We start from the raw sequence: 12649 nt of genomic DNA, 5'->3' as shown, positions 1-12649 counted from the left end.
TCCGCTCAGGATGATTGTAGCCAGCTGTCAATGCCTTCGGCTGCGGCGATGCCCATTGTGAAACATGCCGTCAGGAGATAACCGCCGGTAGGCGCTTCCCAATCGACCATTTCACCAGCAACAAAGACACCGGGCAATTTCTGCAGCATCTGATTTTGGTCGATCTCGTCCCAGATGATACCACCTGCCGAAGAGATAACTTCCTCTATCGGACGGGTACGCAACAGTGGAATGTGAAGCGCCTTGATGGCATGAGCCAGCTTGTCAGGGTTTTTATCCCGCAGATATTCCGCGACAAGCGCTGCCTTCACACCGGTCAGGCCAGCGCCCTTACGCAACAGATTGCCAAAGCTGAGCTTGCTGTCTTGTCGCGCCAGATCAGCTTTAAGACGTTCAACGCTGCGACCCGGCGCAAGGTCAAGCACCAGATCGGCCTGCCCGTCTGCCGCCAGCGCGTCGCGCAACGCCGCTGCGTGGGCGTAGACAAGGCTGCCTTCGACACCCGTCTTGGTGATAACGAATTCGCCCTGTGTCGTTCCCGCCCTGCTCGTGATGGTGACCGATTTCACCGGCTCACCTGCAAAACGGCTGGCCAAATACTCGCTCCAGTTAACATCGAAGCCGCAATTTGCAGAGCGCAACGGAGCAATCGTGATGCCCTTCTCTGTAAAAGGCGGCACCCAGGCACCGTTCGAACCGAGTTTAGGCCAGCTCGCGCCGCCAAAGGCAAACAGCGCGGCATCGCATTCGACTGTTTCACGGCCATTGGCCGTTTCCACAATCGGCATATCGCCATCAAAGCCAACCCAGCGATGACGCGTCAGCACGCGCACGCCCTGCGTTTCCAGACGACGCCCCCACGCGCGCAAAAGCGGCGAGGCTTTCATCACCTTGGGAAACACGCGATCCGACGATCCGACGAAGGTTTCAGCACCAAGCGCGTCAGCCCAATTCCGCAAATCTTGAGGCCCAAACTTTTGCAGCATCGGCAGAAGCCTGGCATAGGCTGCGCCAAACCGGGTCGTAAAGACGGAGAAATCTTCCGCATGGGTGATGTTGAGACCGGATTTTCCAGCCAGCAGAAATTTGCGTCCGACCGTCGGCATCTGCTCGTAAACAGTCACGCTATATCCGAGCGCCGACAGTTTTTCGGCTGCGATCAGACCGGATGGACCGCCGCCGAAAACCGCTATGCGACCACTACGCATGACTGTCTTGCCGGGAAGTGGACGTCAAATCCATCAGTCCTGCTTCTCCAGCATTTCCTTAACGGTGGTCGCCAACTGTTTGAGCGAGAACGGCTTTGGCAGGAAACCGAACTTTGCATCGGCAGGCAGGTTGCGCGCGAAGGCGTCTTCCGCATAACCGGATACAAACACGAATTTGATATCCGGATAAGTCTTGCGCAGTTCACGCAACAGCGTCGGACCGTCCATTTCTGGCATGACCACGTCGGACACAACGATATCCACTTCGCCGCCAAGCTCTTCCATGATTTCGAGAGCTTCGACACCAGAAGCCGCTTCATGCACCGTATAGCCGCGTGACTGGAGCGCACGCACGCCGCCCATACGCACGGCATCCTCGTCTTCAACGAGCAGAACCGTAGCGGAACCGGAAAGGTCGGTCGCCTTTTCGACCTTCTTTTCCTTGACCGCGACGGGCACGTCCTCGGCGCTCTTTTCCACGATGAGGCGTGGCAGGAAGATCTTGAAGGTCGTTCCCTTGCCGACTTCGGAATCGCAATAGATGAAGCCGCCGGTCTGCTTGATAATGCCATAGACCATCGACAGGCCGAGACCCGTGCCCTTGCCCACTTCCTTGGTGGTGAAGAACGGCTCAAAAATCTTCTCAAGCACATCGGCTGGAATACCGGTGCCGGTATCTTCCACCTCGAAGACGACATAATCGGCTTCCGGAAGATCGCGATAGTTGAGCTTTGCCGCTTCATGGACGGGCACGTTGCGGGTCCGCAGCGTGATTGCACCGCCCTCGGGCATTGCATCGCGCGCATTCACCGCCAGATTGACGGCAACCTGCTCGAACTGGCCCAGATCAGCTTTGACCGGCCAAAGATCGCGGCCATGATCGATTTTCAGTTCGATATCCTTGCCGACAAGGCGTGCAAGCAGCATGCGCAGATCGGCCAGAACATCGGTCAGGTCCAGCACTTCCGGACGCAGTGTCTGGCGGCGCGAGAACGCGAGCAACTGGCGTACAAGCGAAGCCGCGCGGTTTGCGTTCTGCTTGATGTTCATAATGTCGGGGAAAGACGGATCGGATGCGCGATGATTGGTCAACAACAGGTCCGACGACATGATGATCGCCGTCAGAACGTTGTTGAAGTCGTGGGCAATGCCACCGGCGAGCTGGCCAACAGCCTGCATCTTCTGGCTCTGCGCCATTTGGTTTTCGAGCGCTTTCTGCTCCGTCGTTTCAACGGCGGAAATGATTGCCGCCTCTTCCGACGATTCCCCGCCCATATCGCTGACCGGGCTCATATAGAAACGGATATGCCGTTCCTCATTGCCCGGAAGCACCGTGTCGACCGGCGAAATGCTGGCCTGCCCGGCAAATGCCGCGGCAAGAGCCTTGGTGAACACTTCACGGTCACGCTCATGCACGACATTTTCGAGCTTCACGCGGCGATCAACGGAATCGCGATCCACAACGGATGAGAAAATATCGAGGAAGCGCGCATTGGTGCGCAGCGTGTGTCCCTGTGCATCGACGGCGGCAATGGCCATCGGCGCAGAATTGAAGAAGCGCGTGAACCGCACTTCCGCCGAACGCAGCGCAGCCGAGGAATCATCACCCTCTGCGCGATCCAGAACAATAGTACGGCTCGTTCCGCGCGTGCCGTCACGGGCCGCCTGCACACGATGATAAAAGCGCACGGCCAAGCTCTGACCATTGCGCTTGATAAGATCGAGATCGATCACCGTGTTGCGGCTGGTGCCAGGTTCTGCCTTGACGGCCTTGATGAGCGCCATGCCGCTGCCCGCAACGATTTCGTTGAGTGTCAGCGAACCCGGTGTGAAGGCTGTCAGATCGACGCCCAGCCATTCCGCCAAAGTGGCGTTGAGATAGATGATACGACCCGATGGATCGGCAGAGAAGAAGCCCGCCGGTGCGTGATCAAGATGATTGATCGCTTCCTGAAGCTCCTGAAAGAAACGTTCCTGTTCGGCGCGTTCCTCGGAAATATCGGCAATCTGCCAGGCGGCGAGCGGGCCTTTGTAGTCTTGTCCTGCCTCGATAGGGCGAGCCTTGATCCGATACCAGACCGGCGCCAAAGAACCATGCGCCTCGCGTGAAAGACCGCCAGACAGCCGCACTTCTTCCTGCCCTGAAAGACCGTCGCGCACCGCATTTGTGAGACGGTAGATTGCGTCAGAAGCTGCTGGTTCAGCCGTCAGCACATTGTCGAGCGAGCGGATGCCATCGGCGTTCGCAACGCCGGTCATATTGGCATAGGCCTGATTGGCATAGACGATCTGTCCGCGAGAATCGGAAATGACCGTGCCTTCCGGCTGCGAATCCATGAAGGAATGCGCCAGATCCTGCCCGCCTTTACGCTGGCTGAACTGTATGAGTCCTGTGGTGGCCCCCAGAAGATAGAAGACGCCGACCATAGACAGTATGCCCATCAGGATGAGCGCGAAGCCATCGCCAATCCGGTCGCGAAACAGGAAATAGACAACCGCCAGCCCGGTCAGCAGAAGGCCGACGATCAGCAGACGCAGCGCGCCGCTGGAATTGCGCTTCGGTGTGACGAGCGGTTTCGGATATGCGTTGTCCGTCTGTCGAGACATCAAGCCCACCGACCTTCCATGCTGCATGACTGTTCTCCGCAGGCTGCGATTGTGCCGCGCATTGTTTCAATCAGCCAAGACGTCTTTTCACTCATTAAGCAACCCGATCCTGTCGCCACCCATTTCCTTGCGCGTTCTCCATAAACGATCGCGCAGCGGGGCGAAACGCCATGCATCTGGGTATATCCGATTCGCAGAATGCGTTAATCGGCGAGCAGCACAAGCGTTGCTACACAGAAACGGTGTAAACCGGGTCGTTTTTCACTGTTTTGATGGGCGTTCATAGATTTCCCGCATTTCGCCCACAATTTGATAGAACATTCCCAACGCTTGCAAATTCAACTACTGTCCTGAAAATGCAAGTTACGCGATGATGCGGAATGTCGGGGGATGCGCAATCTCCGTTTCATCAGCGTTTTTCGAATATAGAATTTAAGAGGGTATCCGCATGAAGGAATGGCTCAGCGGCATCGTTGGAGAAAGCGCGGCTAATATTGTCGGCTTTGTGCTTATATTTGCGATCATTCTCGGCGGAATTTTCGTTGTCTTGAGTATTATCCGCCGTTTCAGCGGGGGCAGCTTCACATCGAACAGCCGGTCGCGCCAGCCGCGCCTTTCCGTTATGGATGCCGCAGCGGTGGATAGCCGCCGCAAGCTGGTTCTCATTCGTCGCGATGATGTCGAGCATCTGCTGCTCATCGGCGGCCCGACCGATGTGGTGGTCGAACAGAATATCGTCATGGAATCACGTGCGCATGCCCGCGTGCAGACTTCGCGCATCGAGCCGGAACATATCGAGCGCTTTCGCCAGCACGAGGCGACGATTGCCAGCGATGTGAACGAGCGCCCTGCTCTGTCATCACAAAACTCCGCGCCAGAATCAGCGCCGGAAAAGGATGAAGCGATCCAGCTCAGCTCGGCTATCGAGACGCCGGTCTATCGCAAGCCGGAACCGCCAAAGGAAGAACCGGTCCGGCAGGAAGCCCCGCAGGTTGTTGCACCGCGTGTGCCGCCACGCCCGCCGGTGGCACCGACTGTTGCTCCCGCGGCCCCGCAGGCACCTGCCCGCCCTCCAGTTGCGCCGCCCGTACAGGCAGCGCCCCAAAACCGTCCACAACCAAGACCCGCTCCGAATTATCCGCCGCAGCCGCGCACCGTACTTCCGGCTCAACCGCCGCAGCCTTCGCAGCCGCCTGCACGCGCCCATCCTGCCTATCCACTCAGCCAGGTATCGCGCGGCGTGGTCAGCTCCACCTCAAATCTGGCTACTACGGCTACCGTGGCGGCTGGCGCTGCTGCTGCCACTGTCGCTTCCGCAAACCTTGGCAGCATCGTGCCAGAGCGTGAACCGGCTGCCGCTCCAACAACTGCACCTACGCCGCCACTTGATGTGACCAGCCCATCCGTTTCGTCCACCGTAACGCCGGATTTCACCAGTGTAGCAGAACCTAAGCGCGTCGAGCCGGAAGTGACAGTTGCCGCGCCGGCGCAATCAGCTCCGGCAACGGAAGATGACGGACTGGAAGGACTGGGCGGCGCATTGCACGACGCGATCATGGCTGATCTCGAGACGGAAACAGTAACGGCCAAGGAAGAAGCGCCCACACCGGAACAGGATCTGACGGCTGACTTCTTCGAGGATGAACTGCTAAGCTCACTCGATATCTCAGCGACCGACGATACACCATCCGACGATATTGAAGACGAGATGGAAAAGCTTCTCGGTGAACTGACAAAGAACGAAACCCGCCCATAAGCGAACTGTTCTTTTAGAGCGGTTCCGGTTAAAACGGAATCGTGGAACCGCTCTATCTATTTGTTTTGACGCATTATCCTACGCATCGAAGCGGGACCAGAACTCAGTCCAGTGGACTGAGTTCCCCGCGTAGGCGTTTCGCACTTTTGCTGGAAATGCTCTAAGATTGAAGCGCCAGCGGTTTATGCCGCTGGCGTTTTCATTTGATGCATATGCAAAAACAAAAGGCTGCGGTTGCCCGCAGCCTTCGAAATTTCTCAAACCAACGTTATGTTTTAGTCGTCGCGATAAACTTTTTCACGACGCTCATGACGTTCCTGCGCCTCAATAGACAACGTCGCGATTGGGCGTGCATCCAGACGCTTCAGGCTGATTGGCTCGCCGGTTTCTTCACAGAAACCATAAGTGCCTTCGTCAATCCGGCTCAGAGCCGCATCAATCTTGGAAATCAGCTTCCGCTGTCTGTCGCGAGCCCTAAGCTCGATTGCCCGGTCCGTTTCGGAGGATGCCCTATCCGCCAGGTCGGGATGGTTTGCATTTTCCTGCTGTAGCGCTTCAAGCGTTTCACGCGCTTCGCGCAGAATATCATTCCTCCACGCGATCAACTTCGCGCGGAAATAAGACTTCTGCCGTTCATTCATGAACGGTTCGTCTTCAGTGGGCCTATAGTCAAGGTCGATTAATTCACTCATTCTGAATCACCCCACATCTAGGAGACGCGTGCGGTTATATAAGTCCATCGTCCAGTCGACACAACATCAAAGAAACGTATCCCACTACTTTTTAGTGCATCAATTTTGTGTGTATTTGCAAAAAAATTGTGCAAATGACGCGCGCCACAGATACTCCGCCCATTATGTCTGGAGGATGACATCGACGATTAAATTTAGATTGCAATGGGAAACATCAATTCACTAATTCAGATTTCGTTGCTCTATTCTGCCCAATAAATTGGCATAAATCCGCTGTGAATAACGTCAGGCAATGGTGGAAAATCACAACCAACAGCGCAACCACCGCGCATTTTAGCAAAATTCATGGCAAAACATCTGTGTAATCAGGTTCGGGACGGTACAGATGAGTCGATTGCTTCTCCTACGACATGCCAAAGCCGTTTGGGCAAAGCCCGGGATGAAAGACTATGACCGGCCGCTGGATGCGGAAGGTCACGCTGCACTTGACCGGCTTGCCGCGGCGATGCGCGCAACAAGCCTCCTGCCCGACCGCGTTGTGTTGTCCGGCTCCAGCCGCACGCGGGAAACCGCCTTCGGCCTGCTGGAAAGGCTGGGCGTCGAGGTGGAAACTGTCATCGACGACGAAATCTACAGCGGCGGCGCAGCTGAATATCTCCGATCCATCCGCACGCATGGCGATGTCGAGACGCTGATGCTGGTCGGGCACAATCCAAGCATGGAAGATCTGGCGCTTGCACTATGCGCAAAAGGCGATCCAGACAGTCTCGACCGGCTGCATGCCGGTTTTCCGACCGCCGCTCTCGCCACCATATCCTTTTCTGGAAAGCTGAGCGATCTCAGCGGTGAACACGGATTTCTTGAAAGTTTTCCGCAGCCATAAGCTTGAAAGATGATGCGGACGGGGCCTCTTCTTGCGAAATGGGCTCGTCATCTTATTTATAGCGTGAATTGGGATTCACCCTGCGAGGACATCATTGGCAAAGCTTACCAGTATCGGCGATGAAGCCAAAATCGCACTGGACACATTGACGGAACGTGCGACCGGGCTTCTTTCTCCTTCGCTGCGCCTTGGTGTGACAGGCCTGTCCCGCGCTGGTAAAACGGTTTTCATCACGGCACTGGTGCATAATCTCGTTCATGGTGGCAGGCTGCCAATGTTCGAAGCTTACAAGTCAGGCCGGATTTCTCGCGCGCTTCTGGAGCCGCAGCCAGACGACGCCGTTCCGCGCTTTCAATATGAAGAACATCTATCGGCGCTTATCGATGAGCGCATCTGGCCGGATTCGACACGCGCCATTTCGCAGCTTCGCCTGACTATTGAATATGAAACGGCCTCTGCATGGGGACGCTGGCTGTCTCCCGGGCGACTTTCGGTTGATATTGTCGATTATCCCGGTGAATGGCTGCTTGATCTGCCGCTGCTCGGCAAGAGCTTTGCCGAATTTAGTGCAGATTCCTTCGCTTTGGCCAACGAACCGACCCATATCGATCTGGCGCAGCCTTGGCTGGTGGAAGCTGCCTCGGTCGATCCGACCGAAAAGGCCGACGAATTGACGGCGCAGCGGCTGGCCAAGAGCTTCACTGCCTATCTGCGGGCCGGAAAAGCCGACGAGCGTGCGCTTTCCACTTTGCCGCCCGGTCGGTTCCTGATGCCGGGTGATCTCGACGGCTCGCCAGCGCTGACCTTTGCGCCACTGCCCAATCTCTCACAGAACGACATTAAGGCCGGATCGCTCGCCGCCATGATGGAACGGCGCTACGAGGCCTATAAGACCTATGTCGTGAAGCCGTTCTTCCGCGAACATATTGCGCGACTGGACCGCCAGATCGTGCTGATCGACGCCATGCAGGCCATGAACGCTGGCGGCGCTGTGGTGGCAGACCTCGAACGTGCGTTAACCGACATTCTGTCCTGTTTCCGACCCGGACGTGCCAATCTCCTGACTGGACTTATCCAGCGCCGCATCGGGCGTATTCTGGTGGCCGCAACCAAGGCCGACCATCTGCATCATGAAAGCCATGATGGCTTGCAGGCCATTGTGCGTCGTCTTGTGGAACGCGCCATCGAGCGCGCGAATTTTTCAGGCGCAGACATTGATGTTCTGGCCATGGCAGCAGTGCGGGCAACCCGCGAAGCGACTGTCACACAGGGAAAAGAGGTTCTCCCTGTCATCGTCGGCACACCGCTCAAGGGCGAGCGCATCGATGGTGAGACATTTAATGGTGAAACGGAAACGGCTATATTTCCCGGTGACTTGCCAAAGAACCCTGATGCAATTTTTGAACAAGTTTCCACGCCGGAAGACCCTGCCATTCGCTTCGTCCGGTTCCGCCCTCCACGCCTTGAACGCACTGCCGAGGGGGTGACGCTGTCGCTCCCGCACATAAGGCTGGACCGCGCCCTTCAGTTCCTGATCGGAGATCGTCTGGCATGAGCGATGATACACCGCGCAAACCGACTTCCTTCAAGGTTGATACTCCGCCACGCGCAAAGCCTCTCCCGGAAGCCCCCGATGAGATGCCACGCCGCCCTCGTGCTGTAAAAGATCTGGAGCAGATCGTCGTTGAACCCGATATTTTCGAACTCAGCGACGAGGAAGCTGCCGAACTCGAAATTCTTGATCCGGCCTTCGAAGCGCCGAAACGCAAAGGCTGGTTCGGCGGATGGTCGCTTGGAAAAATCCTGACCGGCGCATTAGGCATTTTGGTTTCCTTCGCCGTCGGCATCTGGACAGAAGACCTTATTCAGGCGCTTTTTGCCCGTGCCGACTGGCTTGGCTGGACCGCACTGGCAGTGGCGCTTGTAGCCCTCGCCGCATTCATCGCCATCATAACCAGGGAATTGCTGGCCCTGCGACGGCTCGCCTCTGTGCAGCATCTGCGCAAGGACGCAGCGGACGCCGCCGAGCGTGACGATATGGCTGCCGCCCGCAAAGCGGTTGATGACTTGCGCGCCATTGCGGCCAATTTGCCGGAAACGGCGCGTGGACGTCAGCTTCTCGACGGTTTGACCGACGACATTATCGATGGGCGCGATCTGATCCGGCTTGCAGAAACGGAAATTCTGCGCCCGCTCGACCGCGAAGCGCGCTCGCTCATTCTCAATGCATCGAAGCGCGTATCGATTGTCACAGCGATCAGCCCGCGGGCACTGGTCGATATTGGCTATGTGATTTTTGAGTCGGCACGGCTCATTCGCAGGCTTTCGCAGCTTTACGGCGGCAGGCCGGGCACACTAGGCTTCATCAAGCTGGCGCGACGCGTTCTCGCCCATCTGGCCGTCACCGGCACACTCGCCATGGGCGACAGCGTGATCCAGCAGCTGGTCGGCCAGGGTCTGGCATCGCGGCTATCGGCCAAACTCGGCGAAGGCGTGGTCAACGGCCTCATGACTGCGCGGATCGGCATAGCGGCGATGGACGTCGTGCGCCCTTTCCCGTTCAATGCAGAAAGACGCCCCGGCGTCGGCGATTTCATCGGTGATCTGGCCCGCGTTAATGCCGATAGAACGGCCGCATCGAAGTCCGGCAAGGCTTCGACGGGTAAAACACAGCCGTGAGTTTTCGGGGAAAACAGTCCGACTTTCAGCCCGATGAAAACTAAGCGTTAACCATTCAAGACGATTATTAGCAGATAGAAATCCTGCGTCAGAATCGAGTGATCTGGTCGTTTGGCATAATCCTGTTTTGATGTGCCCATTCAGTCCGATTGTTTCTGACATTGCCGGTCATTCCGGCTTTTTGCAGCGTATGACACGACATTCGGTCGTGACATGCTGACCAACAACGATTAGGAATGGCGTCCAGTTGAGGTCGCAAATTCCGGGACAGAGCCGACTATGAAGAATTGCATCGCTGCCTGCCTGACGCTGCTGCCCGTCTCGCTTTCCGCTGCGCCGGTTCTGGCCGCAGACAAGGACAAGCAGTTTTTCCAGACGATTGAAGGCCAGTGGTCCGGCCCCGGTGAAATCGTTGCCGGCAAGTACAAGGGCACCAAATTCGTCTGCAATCTCGCTGGTTCCACACCGGACGATGCGGTTGGCATGACACTGGACGGCAGCTGCCGCGTCGGCGTCTTTTCGCAGCCCATGAAGGCAACCGTCACGCGCGTCGGTTCCGGTTATTCCGGCAAGTTCAATGACGGGTCCGAAGGCAAAGGCCTCGATGTGACTTCGGGCTCCGTCAGCGGCAACAAGATGGTTTTCGGCCTCAATCGCAAACAGCTGAACGGCGCCATGCTGGCTCGCGTTTCGGATCAGAACACGATGAATGTCACCGTGTCGGTGCGTGTCGAAAAGGAACTCGTTCCGGTCATCGGCATGAGCCTCAAGCGCATTGATAATGTCGCCGTCGGCAGCATCGCCAAGAACTGATTGCTTAGAGCATTTCCAGCAAAAGTGCGAAGCGGTTTTGCGTAGGATAATGCGTGAAAACAACTAGATAGAGCGGTTCCGACGATTCCGTTAAGATCGGAACCTTTCTTGAGCTTTATTGGTTCCACCAGCCCGCATCCGTGCGGGCTTTTTCTATTTCGGATGATGAAACATCCGCTTTCCATTCGGCAATGCTACGCCCGGCAACCATCAATGACGGCGCTATATCGTTGAGCGGCACAAGAACGAAAGCCCGTTCCTGCAAGCGCGGATGGGGGAGCTGAAGCTCCGACAGCGCCATCGTTATCGGCTGCCCGGCAGCGTCTTTCATCGCAAGAATGTCGATATCGATAATACGCGGGCCCCAACGCTCCAACCGCACACGCTTCAGCGAGCGCTCGATATCAAGACATGTCGCAATGAGTTCAAGCGGTTCGAGCGTGGTTACCAACTCTGCGCAGGCGTTGTGAAACCAAGCCTGATCTGTCTTGCCCCATGGCGGGGTGCGATAGACGGACGACACAGCCACGACGTTTGTATCAGCGCGCGCATCCAGCATACGCAACGCACTGGCCATCGAAACAATGGGGTCGTCAATATTCCCGCCAAGGCCAAGCCAGGCGCGATAAGGTCCTGCGGCTACGCTCACTGCGGATAAACCACCGTAACCTCGACATGATCCAGAACACCCGGCACCGGCGCATTGGGCTTGCGAACGGTAATTTCCGCACGCTTGACCTGCGGAAACCGCTTGCTCAGAGCTTTGGCGACATCAAGCGCCAGAGTCTCGATCAGATAACGCTGGCGACCGGTGATGATTTCCTCGATCACCGTGAAAGCCGTCCCATAATGGACGGTGCCTTCAATATCGTCGCTTTCCAGCGCATTGCCCGGATCGACATCCAGAATGGCGTCGACATAAAAACGCTGACCGAGTTTGTGTTCTTCATCGAACACGCCGTGGTGCGCAAAGAATGCGCAATTCATAATCCGGATCGTGTACACGGCTTCACTTTCTGTTTTCGCTGCGCTTCACTTGCAGGATAGCATCCGCAACTGCAAGAGCGTCTCTATTAAAAGCGACATTGTGAACGCGAAAGATGTCGGCTCCTGCCAGTCGCAATGCCACCGAAGTCGCAGATGTAGCTATATCACGCTTCAATGGGTCGGTCTCACCTGTGATCGTGCCCACAAAGCGTTTGCGGGAGGTGCCGACCAGCCACGGATAGCCAAAACGCTGCAACTCCTCCATCCGCGCCATCAAAACCACGTCGTCTTCGACAGTCTTGCCGAAGCCAAAACCCGGGTCGAGAACAATGCGGGATCGATCAATATCTGCCGCTGCTGCGATCTCCAGCGACTTGTTCAGGAAGACGGCGCGATCTTCGATGACATCGGGATCAGTTTCCCGGTCGCGGGTCGTATGCATGATAACAAGCCCGGCTCCGGTTTCGCGAGCAACATCGGCAATAGCCGGCTCGCGCTGCAAGCCCCAAACATCGTTGACGATATGGGCACCGGCCTCAACTGCCGCTCTTGCGGTCGATGCCCGATAAGTATCAACCGAGATAATGCAGCCGAAACGTTCCGTCAGCGCCTTGATGACCGGCACGACACGGACCTGTTCGGTTATCGCATCGACGCTTTCCGCGCCCGGACGGGTCGATTCCCCGCCAACATCAATGATGGTAGCGCCGTCCTCAAGCATCTTTCCGGCAGCAGCGAGCGCTGTTTCAAATTCGCTATGATGCCCGCCATCGGAAAAGGAATCCGGCGTGACATTAAGAATGCCCATGATCACGGACTTTTCCCCGAACTCAAGGCTACGCCCATGAGCCAGATGCCAGATTTTCGCCATTTCCGGTTATTCCTGTATAGATGCTAATTAAGGCCCGCGATGCAACCAAGCTGGCCGAATGTCATTTAACCAAAGCGTTATAGTTCTCTTGACGTTTGCATGCCAAGCTGCGACGGCAAAATATGAGTTTATTCAGTGTTGAGAAAAAAGGTG

11 protein-coding genes are annotated in these 12649 nt (G+C 56.6%); 5 read left to right on the top strand and 6 right to left on the bottom strand.

Features of this window, described 5'->3' with window-relative positions; all coding sequences use genetic code 11:
• Positions 1 to 5 precede the first annotated feature (5 nt).
• Both FHW00_RS07765 and cckA read right to left on the bottom strand, forming a co-directional pair.
• Positions 6 to 1208, bottom strand: a complete 1203-nt coding sequence (locus FHW00_RS07765; protein WP_078338580.1) for a TIGR03862 family flavoprotein — start codon at positions 1206 to 1208, stop codon at positions 6 to 8.
• A 33-nt stretch (positions 1209 to 1241) separates the two neighbouring features.
• A complete protein-coding gene (cckA, locus tag FHW00_RS07760) occupies positions 1242 to 3815 on the bottom strand; it encodes a cell cycle histidine kinase CckA (protein WP_078338656.1) in 2574 nt (857 codons plus the stop codon).
• Positions 3816 to 4263: 448 nt separating this feature from the next.
• Here cckA and FHW00_RS07755 point away from each other — a divergent pair, with 448 nt between their 5' ends.
• Positions 4264 to 5571 (top strand): flagellar biosynthetic protein FliO, encoded by a 1308-nt coding sequence (locus tag FHW00_RS07755; protein WP_078338579.1) that lies wholly within the window; start codon positions 4264 to 4266, stop codon positions 5569 to 5571.
• A gap of 275 nt (positions 5572 to 5846) precedes the next feature.
• On the opposite strand, the gene dksA is transcribed toward FHW00_RS07755, so the two are convergent.
• On the bottom strand, positions 5847 to 6263 hold the full coding sequence (gene dksA, locus FHW00_RS07750) for an RNA polymerase-binding protein DksA (protein ID WP_078338578.1): 417 nt from the start codon (positions 6261 to 6263) through the stop codon (positions 5847 to 5849).
• A 385-nt stretch (positions 6264 to 6648) separates the two neighbouring features.
• Here dksA and FHW00_RS07745 point away from each other — a divergent pair, with 385 nt between their 5' ends.
• From FHW00_RS07745 to FHW00_RS07730, 4 genes are all read left to right on the top strand, one after another.
• A complete protein-coding gene (locus tag FHW00_RS07745) occupies positions 6649 to 7146 on the top strand; it encodes a SixA phosphatase family protein (protein WP_078338577.1) in 498 nt (165 codons plus the stop codon).
• Between the two features lie 94 nt (positions 7147 to 7240).
• The gene (locus FHW00_RS07740; protein WP_078338576.1) at positions 7241 to 8701 is read left to right on the top strand and encodes a YcjX family GTP-binding protein; all 1461 of its coding nucleotides are present in this window, start codon (positions 7241 to 7243) and stop codon (positions 8699 to 8701) included.
• On the top strand, positions 8698 to 9825 hold the full coding sequence (locus tag FHW00_RS07735; protein WP_078338575.1) for a YcjF family protein: 1128 nt from the start codon (positions 8698 to 8700) through the stop codon (positions 9823 to 9825). The genes FHW00_RS07740 and FHW00_RS07735 overlap by 4 nt, the downstream gene beginning before the upstream one ends.
• A gap of 279 nt (positions 9826 to 10104) precedes the next feature.
• Positions 10105 to 10638, top strand: a complete 534-nt coding sequence (locus FHW00_RS07730; RefSeq protein WP_078338574.1) for a hypothetical protein — start codon at positions 10105 to 10107, stop codon at positions 10636 to 10638.
• Between the two features lie 115 nt (positions 10639 to 10753).
• On the opposite strand, the gene folK is transcribed toward FHW00_RS07730, so the two are convergent.
• The 3 genes from folK to folP all read right to left on the bottom strand — a co-directional run bounded on the left by folK (position 10754) and on the right by folP (position 12496).
• Positions 10754 to 11215, bottom strand: coding sequence for a 2-amino-4-hydroxy-6-hydroxymethyldihydropteridine diphosphokinase (gene folK, locus FHW00_RS07725; RefSeq protein ID WP_210276487.1), 462 nt, complete (start codon positions 11213 to 11215; stop codon positions 10754 to 10756).
• Positions 11216 to 11283: 68 nt separating this feature from the next.
• Positions 11284 to 11643: a dihydroneopterin aldolase gene (folB, locus tag FHW00_RS07720; protein ID WP_078338572.1), complete on the bottom strand. Its 360-nt coding sequence runs from the start codon at positions 11641 to 11643 to the stop codon at positions 11284 to 11286.
• Between the two features lie 4 nt (positions 11644 to 11647).
• On the bottom strand, positions 11648 to 12496 hold the full coding sequence (gene folP, locus FHW00_RS07715) for a dihydropteroate synthase (RefSeq protein ID WP_078338571.1): 849 nt from the start codon (positions 12494 to 12496) through the stop codon (positions 11648 to 11650).
• Between the last annotated feature and the right edge of the window lie 153 nt (positions 12497 to 12649).

Origin of the sequence: Ochrobactrum sp. P6BSIII (assembly GCF_014138065.1) — a bacterium.
Classification (GTDB): Bacteria; Pseudomonadota; Alphaproteobacteria; order Rhizobiales; family Rhizobiaceae; genus Brucella.
This window is presented reverse-complemented; position numbering and strand designations above follow the sequence as displayed.